Below are 19,537 nucleotides of genomic sequence, written 5' to 3'. Positions count from 1 at the left end.
GAACCGACATGCTGCCATTGAAGAATCCCGCCCTGTTCCGCCAGCAAGCCTATGTGGCCGGGCAATGGATCGATGCCGATTCCGGCGCGGTCAAGGAAGTCACCAACCCGGCGACCGGTGAAGTGCTGGGTACGGTGCCGGTCATGGGGGTCGAAGAAACCCGTCGCGCTATCGATGCGGCCGAAATCGCCATGCAGGACTGGAAGCAGAAGACCGGCAAGGCCCGCGCCGCAGTGTTGCGCCGCTGGTTCGAGTTGATGATGGAAAACCAGGAAGACCTCGCGATCATCCTCACGGCCGAACAGGGCAAGCCGCTCGCTGAATCTCGTGGCGAAATCGCCTATGGCGCCAGCTTCATTGAATGGTTTGCCGAAGAAGCCAAGCGCGTGTACGGCGACACCATCCCGTCGCCGCAGGGTGACAAGCGCATCGTCGTGATCAAACAGCCGATCGGTGTGACGGCCGCGATCACGCCGTGGAACTTCCCCAACGCCATGATTACCCGCAAGGCTGGCCCGGCGCTGGCCGTGGGCTGTTCCATGGTGCTCAAGCCCGCGATGCAGACACCGTATTCCGCGCTGGCGCTGGCTGTGCTGGCCGAAGAAGCCGGCGTTCCGGCTGGCCTCTTCAGTGTCATCACCGGCAACTCGACAGCCATTGGCGGCGAGTTGACCGGCAACCCGAAGGTGGCCAAGCTCTCGTTCACCGGCTCGACCGACATCGGCAAGCTCCTGATGGCGCAATGCGCGGCCACGGTCAAGAAAACCTCGATGGAACTCGGCGGCAATGCGCCTTTCGTGGTGTTCGACGATGCCGATCTGGATGCCGCCGTCGAAGGTGCGATGGCCTCCAAGTTCCGCAATGCTGGCCAGACCTGCGTCTGCGCCAACCGCCTCTACGTGCAGTCCGGCGTCTACGATGCCTTCATCGAAAAATTGGCCGCAGCAGTGGGCAAGCTCAAGATCGGTAACGGCATGGAAGCCGGCGTGACTCAAGGGCCGATGATCGACGAAAAGGCCATGCTCAAGGTCGAAGAGCACATCGCCGATGCGCTCGCCAAGGGCGGCAAGCTGGTCGCCGGCGGCAAACGCCATGCGCTGGGCCATTCGTTCTTCGAACCGACCATCGTCAAGGACGTGGATGCCCGCATGCTGGTCGCGCGCGAGGAAACCTTCGGCCCGCTGGCTCCGGTCTTTCGCTTTGAAACCGAAGCTGAACTGATCGCGTTCGCCAACGATACCGAGTTCGGTCTGGCGAGCTATTTCTACAGCCGCGACATCGGCCGCATCTGGCGCGTGGCCGAGGCGCTGGAATACGGCATGGTCGGCATCAATACCGGCATGATTTCCAACGAGGCCGCACCATTCGGCGGCGTGAAGCAATCCGGGCTGGGGCGCGAAGGCTCGCATTACGGCGTGGAAGACTATCTGGAGATCAAGTATCTGTGTTTTGGCGGCCTTAACCAATAAAAGCGGGTTAACCACAGAGACACAGAGACACAGAGACACAGGGGGAAAACCTTAGTGGTGGCGGAGAATCCGTTCATTCTTTGACAAGCGAAGGACGAACGGATTTTTCAGATTCACTCTGCAGGCGAATCTCGCTTCTCCCTATGTCAAAGGGGGATTCTGCACGGCGATAAAAACGGGTAAACCACAAAGGCACAGAGAACACCGAGGTAAACCCTGAACAGGTTTTTCTCCCTTCCTCTGTGACTCTGTGTCTCTGTGGTGAATTATTTGGGTTTGGTAACGGTCTTCAAACGTAACAGCTAAGGGATGAATGATGAGCAACGGCGAATTTCGTCATGAGCATGATCTGTTGGGCGACCGGGATGTGCCGGCATCGGCCTACTACGGAATCCACACGCTGCGTGCGCTGGAAAACTTCCCGATCACCGGCACGCCGATCTCGGTCTATCCGGCGCTGATCCGGGCGCTGGCCGAGATCAAGATGGCCGCAGCACGGGCCAATCACGAGCTGGGCTTTTTGCCGCTTCCGAAGCTGGAGGCGATTGTGTCGGCCTGCGAGGAGATCGTCGCCGGCAAGCTGCACGACCAGTTCGTCATCGACGTGATCCAGGGCGGTGCCGGCACTTCGACCAACATGAACGCCAACGAAGTGATTGCCAACCGCGCGCTGGAAATCATGGGCCATGAAAAGGGCGACTATTCCAGGCTGCATCCGAACGAAGACGTCAACCTGAGCCAGTCGACCAACGACGTCTATCCGACCGCGTTGCGCCTGTCGACCTATGCGGATCTGGGCAATCTGGTCGAGGGCATGGAATACCTGCGCGGTGTTTTCGAGGCCAAGGCCGAGGAATTCAAGGACATCCTGAAAATGGGCCGTACCCAGTTGCAGGATGCCGTGCCGATGACGCTGGGGCAGGAGTTTTCCACCTATGCCGTCATGCTCGGCGAGGACGTGGAGCGCGTGCGCGAAGCGGCGCGTTTGCTGTGCGAGATCAATTTGGGCGCTACTGCCATCGGTACGGGCATTACCACGCATCCGCGCTATGCGGAGCGGGTTCGCCATCACTTGGCCAGGATTACCGGCATGCCGCTGATCACTGCGCCCAACCTGGTCGAAGCCACGCAGGATTGCGGCAGCTTCGTGCAGCTTTCGGGCGTACTGAAGCGCGTCGCCGTCAAGCTCTCCAAGGTCTGCAACGACCTGCGCCTGCTCTCCAGCGGCCCGCGCGCCGGCTTGGGCGAAATCAACCTGCCGCCGATGCAGGCCGGCTCCAGCATCATGCCGGGCAAGGTCAACCCCGTGATTCCGGAAGTGGTCAACCAGATCGCCTTTGAAGTCATCGGCAACGACATGACGGTCACCATGGCCGCCGAAGCGGGGCAGCTCCAGCTCAACGCCTTCGAGCCGATTATCGCCCACAGCCTGGGCAAGAGCATTGCCCACCTCACCCGCGGTTGCCGTGTGCTGGCCGACCTTTGCGTTTCCGGCATCACTGCCAACGAAGAGCGGCTGCGCAAGAGCGTCGCGGATTCCATCGGCGTGGTGACAGCGCTCAACCCCTATATCGGTTATGTCAACGCTACCGAAATCGCCCAGTTGGCGCTGGTGAGCGGTAGGGGCGTATCCGAATTGGTGCTGGAAAAAGGCTTGCTGACTGCAGAGCAATTGGCGGAAATCCTCCAGCCCGATGTCCTGACCCGGCCCAAGTTGCAGCCATTGTTGCGGAGCGAGTCTGGAGAGCGGCGTGTTTAGCGCGGTAGAGAGCTACGCCGGAGATCCCATCCTTTCCATGGTCGGGCAGTTCGCTCAGGATCCCCGCTCTGGCAAGGTCAATCTGGGGATCGGTCTGTATTACGACGAGCAGGGGCGAATTCCCCAGATGCGTGCGGTGGCGCGTGCCAAAGCCGTGTTGCATGAAGAACAGGTGCCTTGTACCTACCTGCCCATGGAAGGCGACGAGGCTTATCGCCGTACGGTGCAGCGGTTCCTGTTTGCCGGGCAAGACGGTGATCACATTGCAACCATCCAGACCCTGGGCGGTTCCGGAGCGCTGAAAGTCGGCGCGGATTTCCTGAAACGGTATTTCCCGGATTCTGAAGTCTGGGTGAGCGACCCGACTTGGGAGAACCACGTTTCCATCTTCGAGGGCGCAGGGTTCAAGGTTCATCGCTACCCGTATTTCGACCCAGCCACGCATGGTGTCGATTTTGCCGGGATGCTGGCGTGTTTCGAGTCCTTGCCGGCCGGAAGCATCGTTCTGCTGCACCCGTGTTGCCACAACCCGACCGGGTGCGATCCGGATCGCGACCAATGGGCGCAATTGATCGAGCTGATCGTGCGGCGGAAACTGATTCCTTTCGTGGACATGGCCTATTGGGGTTTCGGCGAAGGGCTGGACGAGGATGCTTATGTGGTGCGGACTTTGGCCGGACGGCTCAAGGCCGGTCTGATTTGCAATTCGTTTTCCAAGATTTTCTCGCTGTACGGAGAGCGCTGCGGCTCGCTGAGCGTGATTTGCTCCCACTCAGAGGAAGCGGAGCGGGTGCTGGGCCAGCTCAAATTCACCGTGCGCCGCAATTACTCCAGCCCGCCGAGTCATGGCGCCCGTATCGTGAGCACGGTGTTGCAAACGCCGGCTTTGTGCGCAGAGTGGCAGGCGGAGCTCGATGAAATGCGCACGCGCATGCAGATCATGCGGAAACGACTTTTTTCCCTGCTGCAAAGCGAATTGCCCGGCGAGGATTTTTCCTACCTGCTCAGGCAGCGCGGCATGTTCGCCTATACCGGCCTCAGCGCCGGCCAAGTCGCAGAGTTGAGGGAGACGCATGCCGTGTACATGCTCGGCTCCGGCCGCATCTGCGTAGCCGGCGCCAACGAGAACAACGTGCAGCAAATCGCCAGCGCCATTGCGGCAGTGGTTTGATGCGCAAGCCCGTCGACCTAAAAAGCGGTATTCTCGCGTTTTCATTCGTGTTGCCTGATATGACGATGGTTGGCCGCAGTAGAACCATTGGCGTGCGCTGTCTGGTCGCGCTGCATCTGCTTTTGTGCATGCTGGGTGCGCGAGCGGAAGTCAGCTGGACGCCTCCGCAGAAGCAGTGGCTGGCGAGCCATCCGGAAATCAGCGTCGGCATGGTGCTGGCTCCGCCGTATGTGCAGGTGGATAGCAAAGGCGGCTACCAGGGGCTTTCCCTCGACTATCTCAATCTGCTGCAGCAAGATCTGGGCGTCACGCTCAAGCCGGTGGTCGTGGCCTCCGAAGAGGAGCTGGAGCGGCTGGGGCTGGCGCGCAAGATCGACATGGCGCTCGGCGTGGAGCAGTTCCCCGTCCGCTTGCGCTACTGGCTGTTTTCCGAATCCTATCTGAAGGTGGCGAACAAGCTGGTGATGCGTAGCGGCAAGAACCGCGTCGAATCGCCCGAAGCCTTGTCCCGCGAAGTGCTGGCGGTGCCGCAGAATGCGCAGGTCGCGCGCTTCCTGGAACGCAACTATCCAGAGCTCAAGCAGGTTCCGACGGCCAATGCCGTGGTGTCGCTGCAGAAACTGGCAACCGACGAAGTCCAGGTCGCCGTGCTCGACCGCGCCCAGGCCCTGTACTGGTTGCAGCAACCCCAGCATGCTACGCTGCAAGTCGGCGGCGATGCCGGCTTCCAGTCGCTGTTGCGGGTGGCTTCGCGCGACGACTGGCCCGAGCTCAACGAAATCCTGGATCAGGCGCTGGCGGATTTGCCGCGCGACCGGGTCATGGAGATCGAGGCGCGCTGGATTCGCACCGACCAGCGCGAATGGTGGGAGCATCCCTTCTTCTGGGGCGCGCTGGCCTGCCTGTCGCTGGCGATTGCGCTGCTCTTCGCCGTCATGGCCATGAAGAATCGCCGCCTGAGCGACCAGACTCAGCTCCAGTTGCGGCAACTGGAAAGCGAGTTGCTGGCTCGCCAGAAGCTTTCCATGGCGCTGTCGCATACGCAGTTTTCCGTCGACCACAGCCCGATCGGCATCTTGCGGTTGCATTGGGACGGGCGCATCCAGTATGCCAATCAGGCGATCTGCGCCGATCTCGGGCTGGAGTTGCCCGTGCTGATGACCCGACGCTTCCAGGAAATCGACCCGGCGTTCACCGATGCCAATGCCGAATGGCTGGCCTACTGGAACGGCTTGCGGCGCCAGCATTTTCGCAATTATGAGTGCGAGCTCCGGCGCAACGACGGCAGCCTGTTCCCGGTCGAAGTGCATGCCTGCCACCAGGCGTATGAAGAGAACGAGTACCTGGTGCTGTTCATGACCGACATCAGCGAGCGCAACCGCATCCGCCGTGCGCTCGAAGAAAGCGAAGCGCGCTTTCGCGAGCTGGCCAACCACGTTCCCGGCATGGTGTTCCAGTTGCGCCAGCCGGAGGGTGCGGCGACGGCGGAGCTGGCCTACCTCAGCGAAGCCGGCGCTGCGCTGTGCGGCTATCCGGCCGACTACATCCGCAGCAATCCGGCGCACCTGCAAAGCATCGTCCACCCCATGGAGGTCGCTGCCTTCCGCGAAAGCCTGACCGTGGCGATTGCCGAAGGCACCGGCTGGAACTGGGCGGGGCGCATCGTGACCGACCGCAGCGAGGTCAAGTGGGTGGACCTCAAGGCGAGCCTGCGCGTTGAGGCCGACGGCACCCGCATTTGGGACGGCATGGCGTGGGACATCACCGCCAACAAGCGCATCGAACAGTCGCTGGGCGAATCGCGCCTGTTGCTGCGCGAATTGGCGGCGCATCACGAAGCCGTGCGCGAGCGCGAAAAAGCCAGCATCGCCCGCGAGGTTCACGACGAGCTGGGGCAGGTATTGACCGCGATGAAGATCGAGACCTCGGTCTGCGAAATGGCGCTGGGCGAGGGCCAACCCGCGCTGGCGCAACGCCTGGCCGGGCTGAAAAAGCTCATCGACCGCACGCTGCAGATTTCGCGCAACGTGGTCACGGCGCTGCGCCCGCCCGCGCTCGACCTGGGCTTGCTGCCCGCGCTGGAATGGCTGACGCAGCGGTTGCAAGAGCGCCTGGAACTGCAATGCGTGCTGGAAATCGATCCGGATGTGCAGGATATCGACGAAGCGCGCGGCGTGATCCTGTTCCGCATCGTTCAGGAGGCGCTGACCAATGTCGCGCGCCATGCCCGGGCCAACTGGGTGCTGATCCGCATCCGGCACGAGGATTCCGGGCTTTCGTTGCTGGTTGAGGACAACGGTTGCGGGTTCGATACGGAATCCATTTCCCGCACCTTCGGCCTGGTGGGCATTCGTGAACGGGTGTGGATGCTGCGCGGCACGCTGGAGATCGACAGCGCGCCGGGCGCGGGAACCCGCATCATCGTCAAGATACCGCATGCAGGAGAAAGCCAATGATCAGCGTCCTGATCGCAGAAGACCATACGCTGGTGCGCGAAGGCATCAAACAGTTGCTGGCGCTGGCGCCGGACATCGAAGTCGCGGGCGAGGCGAGCAGCGGCGATGCGCTGCTGGATTTATTGCGCCGCCAGCCCTGCAACCTCGTGCTGCTGGACATGACCATGCCGGGGCCGCACGGCATCGAAATGATCAAGCGCATCGCCGGCATGAGCCCGGCGCCGAAAATCCTGGTGCTGACCATGCACAACGAAACCCAGATCGCCAGCCGGGCGCTGAAAGCCGGCGCATCGGGTTTCGCCACCAAGGACAGCGACCCCGCGATGCTGCTCTCGGCCATCCGAAAGGTCGCGGGAGGCGGGCGCTACATCGACCCGGCAATTGCCGACCGCATGGTGTTTGAAATCGGCCTCAACGATAGCCGCCCGCCGCATGAAACGCTGTCGGAGCGCGAGTTCCAGATTTTCGAGATGCTGGTCAGCGGCCTGGGCGTGAGCGACATCGGCGACCGGCTGAACATCAGCGCCAAGACCGTGAGCACGCACAAGATACGCTTGATGCAGAAGCTGGACGCACATTCCACGGCGGACCTGGTGCGGTATGCGTTGGAGCGGCAGTTGTTTCAGGGCGGGATTTGATCGGACGAACTCCCTCGCCCTTCGAGGGAGAGGGCCAGGGAGCGGGTGCGGTGTTGTTCGCCGCCGCAGCAAGTTGATAACGGGTTTTATGCGCCTGCGGCGCGCCTGATTGATGCCGGGAGTTCGCCCCGGCAGGCGAGTTTCTTTTCTTGCTTCGCCAAGAAAAGAAAACAAAAGAAGGCGCCCCCGCCTTGCGGCCCTCCGGGCTGCCCTCGGTCGGTCGCGAGCCTGGGTCTCGCTCCGCTTCCTCGGCGCTGGCCGAGGGGATGAGGCAAGTCGTCTGTCGTGGCGAGGGTATGTGGGAGCGGATGCAATCCGCGATGGGGCAACGACGGCGAGTAGCTATCCGGCGCATGGACAGTTATCTCGCCCCAAAGAACCTCACCAATGCCAAGCTGAAAGCAAACAAAAAACCATAAGAGAAGCGATCAATGCGAAGTACCGCCTGACCTTGCTTGGCGCGCCAAGTACCGATCCATGACATGCACAAGCCTGCCAGTGTAGGTGTGACTAGAAGATTGATCCATCGCCATGTGACGGAAGCGACCATGTGTCGAGGGAACAACCAGAGGCTAATGCCTCCCAGTATTGCGCCAAAGAGCGCATAACCGACGGCGGCAAGCCTCGGATTGGGTGGTTTGCGGAAAGGCTCCGACATGGAATGCAGGCCAAGCTCGAATAGGGCTTCACCGACAATCTGAATCACAAACTCAAGAAGCAGTTCAAGCAAGAATTCCATCGGCTGTTCGATCCGATTCGTTGAATTAATCAGGGGGCTGCCGTGGCGAGGGCATGTGGGAGCGGATGTAATCCGCGAAGAGCGCTTCTTATTCGTAGAACCAGTACAGCGAATAACCCGTGGACTTCAGCTCGCCGAGATCGAGTTGCAGGAAGGCGTGCAGTTCGTCACCGCGCGGCAGGCTGGTGCGCATCTTCTCGGTCGCAGTGAGGTATTCGTCGGGGCGCAGGATGCGGCGGGCGACGACGCGCTCGCGCGTGTCGGTCAATGTGAGCTCCAGAAGCGGCAGGGCCTGGTCGTAGGATGCGAGATTGCGCAGCGTGGCGGAAAGCTGCACAAGCGAGGGGTGATCCGGTACGAAGGTCAGCTCCGACCACTCCAGCCGCAACTGCTCGGTCTTGCGCGGCAGCGGCATTTCGCAGCCGAGGGTCTGGCACAGGCCGGCGAGCTTGGGTTGCAGGGCCGGGAACTCCACGATCAGGTTGAGGCGGTAGGCGAACGCAAGCTGCAGCAGGAATGCAAAACCCGCAAGCAAGGCGGCGAAGGCCCAGATTCTGGCATGCCTCGGCGGTGGCAGCGGTGCAAACAGCGCTTCGTCTTCCGGCAGAACGATGGGACGATAACCGCCGGCTTCGGTGTTTCCCGATGCGGTTCCGTCCGGGGGAGGGGGCAGTTCCTCCGTTTGCATCAGTGCGGTCGGATCGTCTTCCTCGCGCACTTCTTCCGCGCTTTCCTCTTTCTCGGCTTCGGTCTCGGCGCCGATTTCAGTTTCGGCATGCGTTTCTGCTTGTGTTTCCGCTTGGACTTCTGCCGGTGATTCGTGGGCGACGACAGCGAAATCGTCCGCTGTCGCAGGCAGGTCTTCTGCCGTTGCGTGGCTTTGCGGTGCAGTTTCGAAAGGGAGATATTCGCTTGGAGCGCTTGGAGCGCTTGGAGCGCTTGGAGCGCTTGGAGCGGGGACTGTTGTCTCCGCCGGTTGCGACGGTGCCTCGGGCTGAGGTTGGACGGGTGCAGGTGGCGGTTCGATCAGGGATTGTCTGGCGTTGAAGACGAAGGCACATTTCCCGCAGCGCACTTTGCCCTGAAAGGCGGCAAGCTGCGCTTCGGTGACCCGGAAGGTGGTCGAACAGTTGGGGCAGCGGGTAATGTGGTCCATGAAGGGATTCTACATTTTTACCCCGGAAAGACAAACCCAGCCTTCTTCGGCCACAGCGGGGGCAAAATTGAACCACTGGCCGTAGATGGCCATGACTTCTTCGGCCTGCTCTTCCAGAATCCCGGACAGGGCCAGGCGGCCGCCAGCCCGAACCTTGCCGGACAGCAACGGGGCCAGCGCCTTGAGCGGGTTGGTGAGGATGTTGGCGACCACGACATCGTACTGGCCTTGCGGTTCCTGATCCGGCAGGTAGAAATCGACACTCACCTGGTTCTGCTCAGCATTCTGGCGCGAGGCGATCATGGCTTGCGGGTCGATGTCCACGCCATCGGTCTTGCCTGCGCCGAGTTTTTTCGCGGCAATGGCCAGGATGCCGGAACCGCAACCGTAATCCAGAACCGTTTCTCCGCCCTTGATGTGGGCGTCGAGCCATTTCAGGCAGAGGCGGGTGGTCGGGTGGCTGCCGGTGCCGAAAGCGAGCCCCGGATCGAGCTGGATGCTGATGGCGGACGAGTCGGGGCATTCGTGCCAGGTCGGCGTGATCCACAGGCGCGACGAGATCGGGATCGGGTCGAACTGCGATTGGGTGAGCCGTACCCAATCCTGCTCCTCGACCACGCTGACCGTGAACGGCGGCGGCGCGATGCGCACGGTGTTGGCGGCTGCCGTGGCCATGAGCGCAGCGTCGGCGTCTGCTTCGAGCAGCGCAACGACAATGCTCTTTTCCCAGAGCTGCTCCACCGGTTCGCCGGGCTCGCCGAAAATCGGTTTTTCCTGATCGGTGCCGGCGGCAGCATCCTCAATCGAAACGGAAAGCGCGCCCAGATCGAACAGCGCATCGGAAAGCGCTTCGGCGTGGGTGGAATCGGCGGTGATGCGGAGTTCTTGCCAGGGCATGATCGGAAACCGGAGAGTGAAGTGTTGGGGAGGGGCGAGGAAAGGGCGCTGCCGGGTATTCCCGATTCGCTGCGCCCCGTTTCCCGAGATTACGACTTGTTTTCCAGCAGGGCCCGGATGTCGGGCATGCGGTGTTCAAGGTGGTGGATGCTGGCGCCGCCCTTGACGAAACCGGCATCGACCAGCAACTGCTGGTGCAGCGGAATGTTGGTGCGGATGCCTTCGACGACCATTTCAGACAGCGCGATGCGCATGCGGGCCATGGCCTGCTCGCGGGAATCGCCGTAGGTGATGATCTTGCCGATCATCGAATCGTAGTTCGGCGGCACCATGTAACCCTGATAGACGTGCGAATCGACGCGCACACCGGGGCCACCCGGCGTATGGTAAGCCGTGATGCGACCGGGGCAGGGCACAAATTTCAGCGGGTCTTCCGCGTTGATGCGGCATTCCATGGCGTGACCGCGCAGCTTGACGTCCTTCTGCTCGTAACGGAGCTTCTCGCCCGCAGCAACGCGAATCTGTTCCTGCACGATGTCGATGCCGGTGATCATCTCGGTGACGGGGTGCTCGACCTGCACGCGCGTGTTCATTTCGATGAAGTAGAACTCGCCATTTTCATAGAGGAATTCGAACGTACCCGCGCCGCGGTAGCCGATCTGGCGGCAGGCCTGCGCACAGGCTTCGCCGATTTTCTTGCGCTGGGCGTCGGTGATGCCGGGGGCCGGCGCTTCTTCGATGACCTTCTGGTGACGGCGCTGCATCGAGCAATCGCGTTCGCCCAGGTAGATGGCATGGCCATGCGTATCGGCCAAGATCTGGATTTCGATGTGGCGCGGCTTTTGCAGGAATTTTTCCATGTAAACCATGGGGTTGCCAAAGGCTGCCTGCGCTTCCGATTTGGTCATTTCAACCGCGCGCAGCAATTCTTCCTCGTGATGCACCACGCGCATGCCGCGTCCGCCGCCGCCGCCCGCTGCCTTGATAATGACGGGATAGCCAACCTGGCGGCCCATCTTGAGGACTTCCTGCGGGTTGTCGGGCAGTGCGCCCTCCGAACCCGGTACGCAAGGAACGCCGGCTTTCTTCATTGCATCCTTGGCGGAAACCTTGTCGCCCATCAGGCGGATGGCTTCCGGGGTCGGGCCGATGAAAATGAATCCGGATTCCTCGACGCGCTGGGCGAAGTCGGCGTTTTCCGACAGGAAACCGTAGCCGGGATGGATGGCTTCGGCTTGCGTAACCTCGGCGGCTGCGATCAGCGCCGGGATGTGCAGATAGCTTTGCGGGCTGGGTGCCGGGCCGATACAGACCGATTCGTCGGCCAGCTTGACGTATTTGGCTTCGCGGTCGGCTTCGGAGTGCACAACCACGGTCTTGATGCCCATCTCGCGACAGGCGCGCAGAATCCGCAGGGCGATCTCCCCGCGGTTGGCAATAAGGATTTTCTCAAACATGTTTGACTCCGTGAGGAGTGAGGGGTCAGGCGTGAGGTGTCGAGATTTTTCTCCTCACACCTCACTCTTCGCGCCTCACAGAGATTAGCCGATGATGAACAGCGGTTCGCCGTATTCGACCGGTTGGCCGCTCTCGATCAGGATTGCCTTGACGACACCGGCCTTGTCGGACTCGATCTCGTTGAGAAGCTTCATCGCTTCGATGATGCACAGGGTGTCGCCGACGTTGACGGTCTGGCCGACTTCGACGAAAGCTGCGGCCTCGGGCGAGGGCGAGCGGTAGAATGTTCCGACCATCGGGGATTTGACGGCATGGCCTTCGGGGGCCTTGGCGGTTGCTTCTGCCGGAGCGGCTGCGGCCGGAGCGGCAGCCGGTGCTGCGCCCATGGCCTGATACTGCATGGCCGGGGCTTGCTGGATGTAGGTCGGCGCGACATTCGAAACGCGCGTGATGCGGACTTTTTCTTCGCCCTCGGTGACTTCAAGCTCGGCAATGCCGGATTCTTCTACCAGATCGATCAATTTCTTGAGTTTGCGCAGATCCATGCGGAAATTTCTCCTCGACAAACAAAAAGGGCGTCTCAGGACGCCTTCGGGGTGTATTCAAGCGCGTAATGAAGCGCAAATTCATACCCTTTCGCACCCAGCCCGCTGATCACGCCAATGGCGAGATCGGAAAAGTAGGAGTGGCTACGGAAGGGCTCGCGGGCATGCACATTGGAAAGATGTACTTCGACAAAGGGTTTTCTCACTGCAGCCAGGGCGTCGCGAATCGCCACGCTGGTATGGGTGAACGCCGCCGGATTGATGATGATGAAATCCGTGTCGTCATCCATGGTTGCATGGATGCGGTCGATCAATTCATACTCGCGGTTGGATTGAAGCGATTCGATTTGTACGCCGCGTGCCTGGCCAATTTCGGCCAGTCTGGCGTTGATGGCGGCAAGCGTATCGGCACCGTAATGCTGAGGTTCTCGCTTGCCAAGCAGGTTCAGGTTGGGGCCGTGCAAAACCAGAATCTTGCGGGCTCTGGACATCAGTTTTCACCTGGGATTTCCCTGTCGATCGGCGAAGTTTGCCGCAGCTTGTTTGTGTTTGTCCAGCAAAAATACGCTATTTTTTGTGAAGATCGCTGAAAAATGCTGTCGCTTTTGCACATGCGAATGCCGTGAAAACGCCGTCCGGCAAGGATTGTCGCGCTATAATCCAGCGCCTTCAGCGAGATGATTATTACATGCAAGTTTCCGATTTCGATTACTTCCTTCCCGAACGACTGATCGCCCAGTTTCCTCCCGCCGAACGCGGGGCAAGCCGCTTGCTGCACGTGGATGGCAGCCGCCTCGAAGACGTGTTCTTTTCTGATTTGCCCCGTTTTCTTTGCGCTGGGGATTTGCTGGTTTTCAATGACACCAAGGTCGTCAAGGCACGCCTCTTCGGCAAGAAGGGGAGCGGGGGGCAGATTGAGGCGCTGGTGGAGCGCGTGCTGGATCGGCATACGGCGCTTGCGCATGTGCGCGCATCCAAGGCGCCCAAGCCGGGGACGAAGCTGATCTTCGCCGAAAATTGGGTGGCCGAGATGGTCGAGCGTCGCGGCGACCTGTTCCTGTTGCGGTTCGCAGGCGAAGAAAGCGTGCTCGATATCCTGGAAGCAGCCGGCCTCCTGCCCTTGCCGCCCTACATCACGCACACCCCGGACGACGAGGATGCCAAGCGCTACCAGACCGTCTATGCCCGCGATCCGGGCGCGGTCGCAGCACCCACGGCCGGACTGCATTTTACCGATGCCCTGCTGGAAAAAATCCGGGCTGCGGGCGTGCAGACCGCGTTTGTCACCCTGCATGTCGGCGCGGGAACTTTCCAGCCGGTGCGCGTGGAAAACGTAGCCGAGCATGTCATGCATCACGAGCGCTACTCCATTCCCGCTGAAACTTGCGAGTTGATCCGCAAGACGCGGGAGGCCGGGGGGCGCGTGATTGCGGTGGGTACGACGAGCCTGCGTGCGCTGGAGGCAGCAAGCCGGAACGGATTGCTGGCCGAGCCGGAAGGGGATACCGACATTTTCATTACCCCCGGCTACCAATTCAGGGTGGTGGACCGGCTGATCACCAACTTCCACTTGCCCAAGTCGACCCTGCTGATGCTGGTGGCGGCGTTTGCCGGTTACGACACGATCATGGCAGCTTACCGTCACGCCATTGCCGGGGAGTACCGTTTCTTCAGCTACGGCGATGCCATGCTACTGGAGCGGGCGAGGGCGTAACCGGTTTTCCGGTTATTGGCGGGGCCCGGCTTTTTTTCTCAGAACTTCAAGATAGATCGCCGGGTCGGGGGCGGTGCGGTTGCGCTGTGCTTGCCAGATCATTTCCGCGAGCCCGTCCATCATTTCGTGCCTGGCCGCGTGCTCGTCCGCCAGTGCTTGGCAAAGCGCCTGATAGAGGGGCCGTATTCCGGGCGGCTGGTCGATCGACAATTGCTCCTCAATGGCCAGATGCATGCCGATATGCAGAAACGGATTGGTTTCGCCGTGTTCCGGGCGCCAGTCATGATCGACCTGGTCTTCGACCAGATAGCGGTGGTATTCGGGATGATCGAGCAGGATTGCCAGCGTCATGCGTTCAAGATCGGCCAAGGGCTGGCCGGTTTGGTGTTTTTGCCAGACTGCGATGAAAAAACGCCGCGCTTCGTCGCGGCTGGGAGTAAAAAGCATGATCGTGTTTCCTCGGTTTTTGCGCTGCGTCATTCCGGCGCAAGGACGTATGCGGCATCATAGCGCACGATTTTGAATGCCTTGGGAATCTCTGAACAAGTCAGTGCTTTCCAGGCCGCCCAAAAAGAAACGGATTACGGAGTTACTTAGATATGTCCGCCTCTCATGCCGACCCTTCGCTGACCCCAGATGAACGCCATGCCGCAGCGGTGAAGAGTACCTGGGTCAGTGTTTTCATCAACATTGTGTTGACGTTCGGTCAGATCTTTGCTGGCGTGATTACGGGCTCCTTCGGCCTGATCGCCGACGGTATCCACTCGCTGTCCGACCTGGTTGCGGATTTTGTGGTGTTGCTGGCGGCGCGCCATAGTCGGGAAGATGCGGACGAACACCATCATTACGGACATGCCCGGTTTGAAAATGCGGCTTCGTTGCTGCTGGGGGTGTTGTTGCTGGTGGTGGGCGTCTACATGGGCTGGGCGGCGATCCAGAAATTCATGACGCCAGGCAGCATGGGCAAGGTCGGCAGCTTGGCGCTCTGGGTGGCGCTGATTTCTCTTGCTGCCAAGGAGTGCCTGTTCCGCTACATGCTGGCGGTGGCCGAGCGCATCGGTTCGAGCATGCTCGTGGCCAATGCCTGGCATGCACGTTCGGATGCCTTGTCGTCGCTGGTGGTGGCAGCCGGCATCGGCGGCAACATGCTGGGTTACCCGGTTCTTGATCCGTTGGCAGGTTTGGTCGTAGGGGTGATGGTCGGCAAGATGGGGTGGGAATTTACCCGGGCGGCGTTCGACGACCTGACCGATCATGCGCTGCCTGAAGATGAAGTCGCGGCGATCCAGACGACGGCGCAGGGAACTTCAGGCGTGCTGGGCGTGCATGACATCCGTACGCGCAAGATGGGCGACTTTGCTATGGTGGATCTGCATATCGAAGTCGACCCGGAGGTCAATGTGGCTGTCGGGCACGATATCGGAGTTGAAGTCCGTCGCCGCGTGATGGAAGAGCACAAGGTGCTCAATGTGTTGGTGCATGTCGATCCGGCGGGCGAAGATCCCGATCGGGATCATGAGCCGGTGATGCGTCGCTCTTTCGAGGTATAACACGCTGCGTGTTTCGCTTGAAGGTCGCTCCTTCAGGCGGTTTCCCGTTTGCTCTTGAAATCCAGTGCGACCGAATTGATGCAATAGCGCTCCCCGGTCGGTTGCGGGCCATCGGGGAAAACGTGGCCCAGATGTGCGTCGCAGGCGGCGCAGCGGACCTCGGTGCGGATCATTCCGTGGCTGGTGTCCGTGATGCGGGTGATCGCGCCGGGAGCAGCCTCTTCCCAAAAGCTGGGCCAGCCGCAGCCGGCATCGAATTTTGTGCCCGAGCGAAACAGCAATGCCCCGCAGCAGATGCAATGGTAATTGCCGTCGGCTTCCTGGCGGTAGTATTCGCCGGAAAAAGGGCGCTCGGTTCCGGCTTCGCGTGTGACTCGATATTGCTCCGGGGTCAGTTGTTCGCGCCATTCTTCCGCGCTTTTCCTGATGGATTCGCTCATGCGTTTGCGGGGGGCGCGGTTTCGGTGAAGGCCGGTGTTTCTTTTTTCAGGCGGTTCAGGAAGTTCACCAGGTTGGGGTGCTGGGTGCGCCAGTCGATGTCGGGCAGGCGGAAATCCAGAAAGCCCAGCATGCACCCGGTTGCGATGTCTGCCAGCGAAAAGGCATCTCCCATCAACCATTTCCGCTCTCCCAATTCTTCGGAAAGCGTCACTAGGCCTTGCGTGATTTTTGTCATTTGCCGGGCAACCCACTCCCTGGATTGCTGACGCGCAGGCCGGCGGCGTTCCAGCAGGATCAGGATTGCTGCATCGGTGATGCCGTCGGCCAGTGCTTCGCGCCGTTTTACGCTGATTGCCTGGCGGTGGTCTTGCGGGATCAGGCGGCTGACCGGGGAGATGTTGTCCAGGTATTCGGCGATCACGCGCGAATCGTAAACCGCTGCGCCGTCGTCGAGCAGCAAAACAGGAACTTTCCCCAGCGGGTTGGCTTGGGACAGGCTGTTTTCCGGATCGAACGGATTGGTTTCGACCAGTTCGCATTCGATGCGTTTTTCGGCCAGTACGATGCGAATCTTGCGGCCAAACGGGCTGGTGAGGGAGGTCAGCAGTTTCATCGGTATTTTCGGGCTTGCATGGTCAAGCTGTTAATTCTAGTTGGCCGTTATGCGGTAAGCCAGCGTTGTTGCGGCATTGCAACAAGGTGAATAGTGTTATTGCCCGCCCGGAATCTGCGAGGTGCGGGCAAGCCCTTGAAATGAGTATGGGCATCCCCATATAGCGGAAGTGTTTTTGGAGATTACTTGGCTATGTCAGAAGAATTGAAACAGGAAGAGTTGAATCAGGCTGCGGCCGGAGAAGCTGCAGTCACGGAAACGACGGGCGAGAGTACTGCATCCGGGGATCTGGATAGCCAGCTTGCCAACGTGCTGACCGAACTGGAAAAAACCAAAGCCGATGTGTTGTATGCCAAGGCCGAAGCGGAAAACATCCGTCGCCGGGCAGCCGAGGAGGCCGACAAGGCACGCAAGTTTGCCGTGGAGAAATTTGCCCGCGAGCTGCTGGGTGTGAAGGATGCGCTGGAAATGGCCTTGCTGGACCAGTCCGGCAATTTCGATGCGCTGAAGATGGGCGTGGACCTGACCCAGAAATCGCTGGTGTCCGCGTTCGAGAAGTTCGATCTCAAGGAAATCGCCCCGGCTGTGGGTGACAAGCTCGATCCGAACCTGCACCAGGCCATTTCCGCGGTGCCGCACGAGCTTGAAGCCAATGCAATCGTGCAGGTCATGCAGAAGGGCTATCAACTGTCCGGCCGCCTGCTGCGTCCGGCGATGGTGGTGGTGGCGGCGCCCAAGTAATTTCTTGGGAAGGGAGAAGAGTGAAGGGGGAAGGGAAAACAGATTGCAGCCCATGGCGCATGTACCCTTCTCTCTTCCCCCTTCACCCTTCCCGAATACAAAGCTTGAAAAGCGCGCAGGCATCCCCATTTTTTGAGCAAGGTTATTGAGTCCAGTGCTTGCCCAAGCGCAAGCCTTTGAAACACAGAAGGAAACTGAAATGGCAAAAATCATCGGTATTGACCTCGGAACTACCAACTCCTGCGTGGCCATCGTGGAAAACGGCCAGACCAAGGTCATCGAAAACTCCGAAGGTGCACGCACCACCCCGTCGATCATCGCCTACGCAGAAGATGGCGAAATCCAGGTCGGCGCACCGGCCAAACGCCAGGCGGTCACCAACCCGAAGAACACGCTGTACGCGATCAAGCGCCTGATCGGCCGCCGCTTCGAGGACAAGGAAGTCCAGAAGGACATTGACCTGATGCCGTTCTCGATCATCAAGGCCGACAACGGCGATGCTTGGGTGCAGGTGCGCGACAAGAAGATGGCCCCGCCGCAAATCAGCGCCGAAGTGCTGCGCAAGATGAAGAAGACCGCCGAAGATTACCTTGGCGAAGAAGTGACCGAGGCCGTGATTACCGTGCCGGCCTACTTCAATGACAGCCAGCGCCAAGCCACCAAGGATGCCGGCCGCATCGCCGGTCTGGAAGTCAAGCGCATCATCAACGAACCGACTGCTGCTGCGCTCGCGTTCGGTATGGACAAGTCCGAAAAGGGCGACCGCAAGATCGCCGTGTATGACCTTGGCGGCGGTACCTTCGACATCTCGATCATCGAAATCGCCGACGTCGAAGGCGACAAGCAGTTCGAAGTGCTCGCCACCAACGGCGATACCTTCCTCGGCGGCGAAGACTTCGACCAGCGCATCATCGATTACATCATCGCCGAATTCCAGAAGGATTCCGGCATCAACCTGAAGAACGACGTGATGGCGCTGCAACGCCTGAAGGAAGCCGCCGAAAAGGCCAAGATCGAGCTTTCCTCCGGCCAGCAGACTGACATCAACCTGCCGTACATCACGATGGATGCGACCGGTCCGAAGCACCTGACCATGAAGATCACCCGTGCCAAGTTCGAAGCGCTGGTTGACGACCTGATCGAGCGCTCGATCGAGCCGTGCCGCATCGCACTGCGCGATGCCGGCCTGAAGGCAGGCGATCTCGACGACGTGATTCTGGTCGGCGGCCAGACCCGCATGCCGAAGGTCATCGACAAGGTACGCGAATTCTTCGGTAAGGAACCGCGCAAGGACGTGAACCCGGACGAAGCCGTGGCCGTCGGTGCCGCAATCCAGGGCTCCGTGCTGGCTGGCGACCGCAAGGACGTGCTGCTGCTCGACGTGACCCCGCTGTCGCTCGGTATTGAAACCCTCGGCGGCGTGATGACCAAGCTCATCAACAAGAACACCACGATCCCGACCAAGGCCAACCAGGTATTCTCGACGGCAGACGACAACCAGTCGGCCGTGACGATCCACGTGCTGCAGGGCGAGCGCGAAAAAGCCTCTGCCAACAAGAGCCTGGGCCAGTTCAACCTGTCCGACATCCCGCCGGCTCCGCGCGGCATTCCGCAGATCGAAGTGACCTTCGACATCGACGCCAACGGTATCCTGCATGTGGGCGCCAAGGACAAGGCCACCGGCAAGGAAGCCAAGATCAAGATCCAGGCATCTTCGGGCTTGAGCGAGGAAGAAATCCAGAAGATGGTGCGCGATGCCGAGATCAACGCCGAGGAAGACAAGAAGCTTCACGAGCTTGTCACCGCACGCAACCAGCTGGACAGCCTGATCCACTCTGTCAAGAAGTCGCTGACCGAGTATGGCGACAAGATCTCCGCCGATGACAAGGCCAAGGTCGAAGCCGCGCTGAAGGATGCCGAAGAAGTGGTCAAGGGCGACGACAAGGAAAAGATCGACGCCAAGTCCGAAGCGCTGATGCAAGCCAGCCACAAGCTCGCCGAGCATATGTACGCCGAACAGCAGGGCGCGGAAGGTGCCGCAGCGGGTGCCGGTGCCGAAGCCCAGCCTCAAGCTGGCAAGAAGAAGGGCGATGACGGCAACGTGGTCGATGCCGAGTTTACAGAGGTGAAGGACAAGTAAGCGCTGTAAAGGCAAAATCCCTCACCACCAAGATCACGAAGAGCACCAAG

The 19,537-nt window shown here is 60.4% G+C and carries 18 protein-coding genes; 9 read left to right on the top strand and 9 right to left on the bottom strand.

Going from position 1 to position 19,537, the window contains the following annotated elements; translation table 11 throughout:
* The first annotated feature begins 8 nt into the window (after positions 1–8).
* The 5 genes from gabD to BMZ36_RS03705 all read left to right on the top strand — a co-directional run bounded on the left by gabD (position 9) and on the right by BMZ36_RS03705 (position 7,493).
* Positions 9–1,469 carry an NADP-dependent succinate-semialdehyde dehydrogenase gene (gene gabD, locus BMZ36_RS03725; protein ID WP_091191566.1) on the top strand — a complete coding sequence of 487 codons (1,461 nt, stop codon included), beginning with the start codon at positions 9–11 and terminating at the stop codon, positions 1,467–1,469.
* 316 nt (positions 1,470–1,785) lie between these two features.
* Positions 1,786–3,228, top strand: a complete 1,443-nt coding sequence (gene aspA, locus BMZ36_RS03720) for an aspartate ammonia-lyase (RefSeq protein ID WP_091191789.1) — start codon at positions 1,786–1,788, stop codon at positions 3,226–3,228.
* On the top strand, positions 3,221–4,399 hold the full coding sequence (locus BMZ36_RS03715; protein WP_091191563.1) for an amino acid aminotransferase: 1,179 nt from the start codon (positions 3,221–3,223) through the stop codon (positions 4,397–4,399). The genes aspA and BMZ36_RS03715 overlap by 8 nt, the downstream gene beginning before the upstream one ends.
* Positions 4,399–6,855 carry a PAS domain-containing sensor histidine kinase gene (locus BMZ36_RS03710; RefSeq protein ID WP_091191560.1) on the top strand — a complete coding sequence of 819 codons (2,457 nt, stop codon included), beginning with the start codon at positions 4,399–4,401 and terminating at the stop codon, positions 6,853–6,855. Before BMZ36_RS03715 ends, BMZ36_RS03710 begins: the two co-directional genes overlap by 1 nt.
* On the top strand, positions 6,852–7,493 hold the full coding sequence (locus BMZ36_RS03705) for a response regulator (protein ID WP_091191558.1): 642 nt from the start codon (positions 6,852–6,854) through the stop codon (positions 7,491–7,493). The genes BMZ36_RS03710 and BMZ36_RS03705 overlap by 4 nt, the downstream gene beginning before the upstream one ends.
* 361 nt (positions 7,494–7,854) lie before the next feature.
* On the opposite strand, the gene BMZ36_RS03700 is transcribed toward BMZ36_RS03705, so the two are convergent.
* The 6 genes from BMZ36_RS03700 to aroQ form a co-directional block, all read right to left on the bottom strand.
* A complete protein-coding gene (locus BMZ36_RS03700; protein ID WP_091191556.1) occupies positions 7,855–8,232 on the bottom strand; it encodes a hypothetical protein in 378 nt (125 codons plus the stop codon).
* A gap of 88 nt (positions 8,233–8,320) precedes the next feature.
* A complete protein-coding gene (locus tag BMZ36_RS03695; RefSeq protein ID WP_091191553.1) occupies positions 8,321–9,388 on the bottom strand; it encodes a DUF3426 domain-containing protein in 1,068 nt (355 codons plus the stop codon).
* Between the two features lie 9 nt (positions 9,389–9,397).
* Complete coding sequence (prmA, locus tag BMZ36_RS03690) at positions 9,398–10,285, bottom strand: 50S ribosomal protein L11 methyltransferase (RefSeq protein WP_091191550.1); 888 nt, start codon at positions 10,283–10,285, stop codon at positions 9,398–9,400.
* An 89-nt stretch (positions 10,286–10,374) separates the two neighbouring features.
* Positions 10,375–11,742, bottom strand: coding sequence for an acetyl-CoA carboxylase biotin carboxylase subunit (gene accC, locus BMZ36_RS03685; RefSeq protein ID WP_091191548.1), 1,368 nt, complete (start codon positions 11,740–11,742; stop codon positions 10,375–10,377).
* Between the two features lie 84 nt (positions 11,743–11,826).
* Positions 11,827–12,288: an acetyl-CoA carboxylase biotin carboxyl carrier protein gene (gene accB / locus BMZ36_RS03680; protein ID WP_091191546.1), complete on the bottom strand. Its 462-nt coding sequence runs from the start codon at positions 12,286–12,288 to the stop codon at positions 11,827–11,829.
* Positions 12,289–12,323: 35 nt separating this feature from the next.
* Entirely contained in the window at positions 12,324–12,779 is a 456-nt protein-coding gene (aroQ, locus tag BMZ36_RS03675) for a type II 3-dehydroquinate dehydratase (protein WP_091191544.1), read from the bottom strand.
* A gap of 197 nt (positions 12,780–12,976) precedes the next feature.
* Between aroQ and queA the strand changes: the two genes are divergently transcribed.
* Positions 12,977–14,002 (top strand): tRNA preQ1(34) S-adenosylmethionine ribosyltransferase-isomerase QueA, encoded by a 1,026-nt coding sequence (gene queA / locus BMZ36_RS03670; protein WP_091191542.1) that lies wholly within the window; start codon positions 12,977–12,979, stop codon positions 14,000–14,002.
* Between the two features lie 12 nt (positions 14,003–14,014).
* On the opposite strand, the gene BMZ36_RS03665 is transcribed toward queA, so the two are convergent.
* Positions 14,015–14,449 carry a DUF1841 family protein gene (locus tag BMZ36_RS03665; protein ID WP_091191787.1) on the bottom strand — a complete coding sequence of 145 codons (435 nt, stop codon included), beginning with the start codon at positions 14,447–14,449 and terminating at the stop codon, positions 14,015–14,017.
* Between the two features lie 152 nt (positions 14,450–14,601).
* Here BMZ36_RS03665 and BMZ36_RS03660 point away from each other — a divergent pair, with 152 nt between their 5' ends.
* Positions 14,602–15,552, top strand: a complete 951-nt coding sequence (locus BMZ36_RS03660; protein WP_091191539.1) for a cation diffusion facilitator family transporter — start codon at positions 14,602–14,604, stop codon at positions 15,550–15,552.
* 32 nt (positions 15,553–15,584) lie between these two features.
* Here BMZ36_RS03660 and msrB read toward each other — a convergent pair whose 3' ends face one another.
* Both msrB and BMZ36_RS03650 read right to left on the bottom strand, forming a co-directional pair.
* Positions 15,585–15,992 (bottom strand): peptide-methionine (R)-S-oxide reductase MsrB, encoded by a 408-nt coding sequence (msrB, locus tag BMZ36_RS03655; protein ID WP_091191537.1) that lies wholly within the window; start codon positions 15,990–15,992, stop codon positions 15,585–15,587.
* Positions 15,989–16,606, bottom strand: coding sequence for a glutathione S-transferase (locus BMZ36_RS03650; protein ID WP_091191534.1), 618 nt, complete (start codon positions 16,604–16,606; stop codon positions 15,989–15,991). The genes msrB and BMZ36_RS03650 overlap by 4 nt, the downstream gene beginning before the upstream one ends.
* Before the next feature lie 192 nt (positions 16,607–16,798).
* On the opposite strand from BMZ36_RS03650, the gene grpE reads away from it, so the two are divergent.
* Positions 16,799–17,347 (top strand): nucleotide exchange factor GrpE, encoded by a 549-nt coding sequence (grpE, locus tag BMZ36_RS03645; RefSeq protein WP_091191531.1) that lies wholly within the window; start codon positions 16,799–16,801, stop codon positions 17,345–17,347.
* A gap of 154 nt (positions 17,348–17,501) precedes the next feature.
* Complete coding sequence (gene dnaK / locus BMZ36_RS03640) at positions 17,502–19,487, top strand: molecular chaperone DnaK (protein ID WP_281242186.1); 1,986 nt, start codon at positions 17,502–17,504, stop codon at positions 19,485–19,487.
* Positions 19,488–19,537: the final 50 nt, after the last annotated feature.

Origin of the sequence: Formivibrio citricus, assembly GCF_900115065.1 — a bacterium.
GTDB classification, from domain to species: Bacteria; Pseudomonadota; Gammaproteobacteria; order Burkholderiales; family Chitinibacteraceae; genus Formivibrio; species Formivibrio citricus.
Note: the sequence above shows the minus strand (reverse complement) of the source record. Positions and strands in the feature narration are given on the sequence as shown.

Excerpts from the sequence above, each read along its gene's own strand:
- aroQ (WP_091191544.1), bottom strand. The coding sequence starts at position 12,779 with ATGTCCAGAGCCCGCAAGATTCTGGTTTTGCACGGCCCCAACCTGAAC.
- BMZ36_RS03660 (WP_091191539.1), top strand. The coding sequence starts at position 14,602 with ATGTCCGCCTCTCATGCCGACCCTTCGCTGACCCCAGATGAACGCCAT.
- grpE (WP_091191531.1), top strand. The coding sequence starts at position 16,799 with ATGTCAGAAGAATTGAAACAGGAAGAGTTGAATCAGGCTGCGGCCGGA.
- BMZ36_RS03710 (WP_091191560.1), top strand. The coding sequence starts at position 4,399 with ATGCGCAAGCCCGTCGACCTAAAAAGCGGTATTCTCGCGTTTTCATTC.
- gabD (WP_091191566.1), top strand. The coding sequence starts at position 9 with ATGCTGCCATTGAAGAATCCCGCCCTGTTCCGCCAGCAAGCCTATGTG.
- accC (WP_091191548.1), bottom strand. The coding sequence starts at position 11,742 with ATGTTTGAGAAAATCCTTATTGCCAACCGCGGGGAGATCGCCCTGCGG.
- queA (WP_091191542.1), top strand. The coding sequence starts at position 12,977 with ATGCAAGTTTCCGATTTCGATTACTTCCTTCCCGAACGACTGATCGCC.
- prmA (WP_091191550.1), bottom strand. The coding sequence starts at position 10,285 with ATGCCCTGGCAAGAACTCCGCATCACCGCCGATTCCACCCACGCCGAA.
- BMZ36_RS03695 (WP_091191553.1), bottom strand. The coding sequence starts at position 9,388 with ATGGACCACATTACCCGCTGCCCCAACTGTTCGACCACCTTCCGGGTC.
- msrB (WP_091191537.1), bottom strand. The coding sequence starts at position 15,992 with ATGAGCGAATCCATCAGGAAAAGCGCGGAAGAATGGCGCGAACAACTG.
- BMZ36_RS03665 (WP_091191787.1), bottom strand. The coding sequence starts at position 14,449 with ATGCTTTTTACTCCCAGCCGCGACGAAGCGCGGCGTTTTTTCATCGCA.
- aspA (WP_091191789.1), top strand. The coding sequence starts at position 1,786 with ATGAGCAACGGCGAATTTCGTCATGAGCATGATCTGTTGGGCGACCGG.
- BMZ36_RS03700 (WP_091191556.1), bottom strand. The coding sequence starts at position 8,232 with ATGGAATTCTTGCTTGAACTGCTTCTTGAGTTTGTGATTCAGATTGTC.
- BMZ36_RS03650 (WP_091191534.1), bottom strand. The coding sequence starts at position 16,606 with ATGAAACTGCTGACCTCCCTCACCAGCCCGTTTGGCCGCAAGATTCGC.
- accB (WP_091191546.1), bottom strand. The coding sequence starts at position 12,288 with ATGGATCTGCGCAAACTCAAGAAATTGATCGATCTGGTAGAAGAATCC.
- BMZ36_RS03705 (WP_091191558.1), top strand. The coding sequence starts at position 6,852 with ATGATCAGCGTCCTGATCGCAGAAGACCATACGCTGGTGCGCGAAGGC.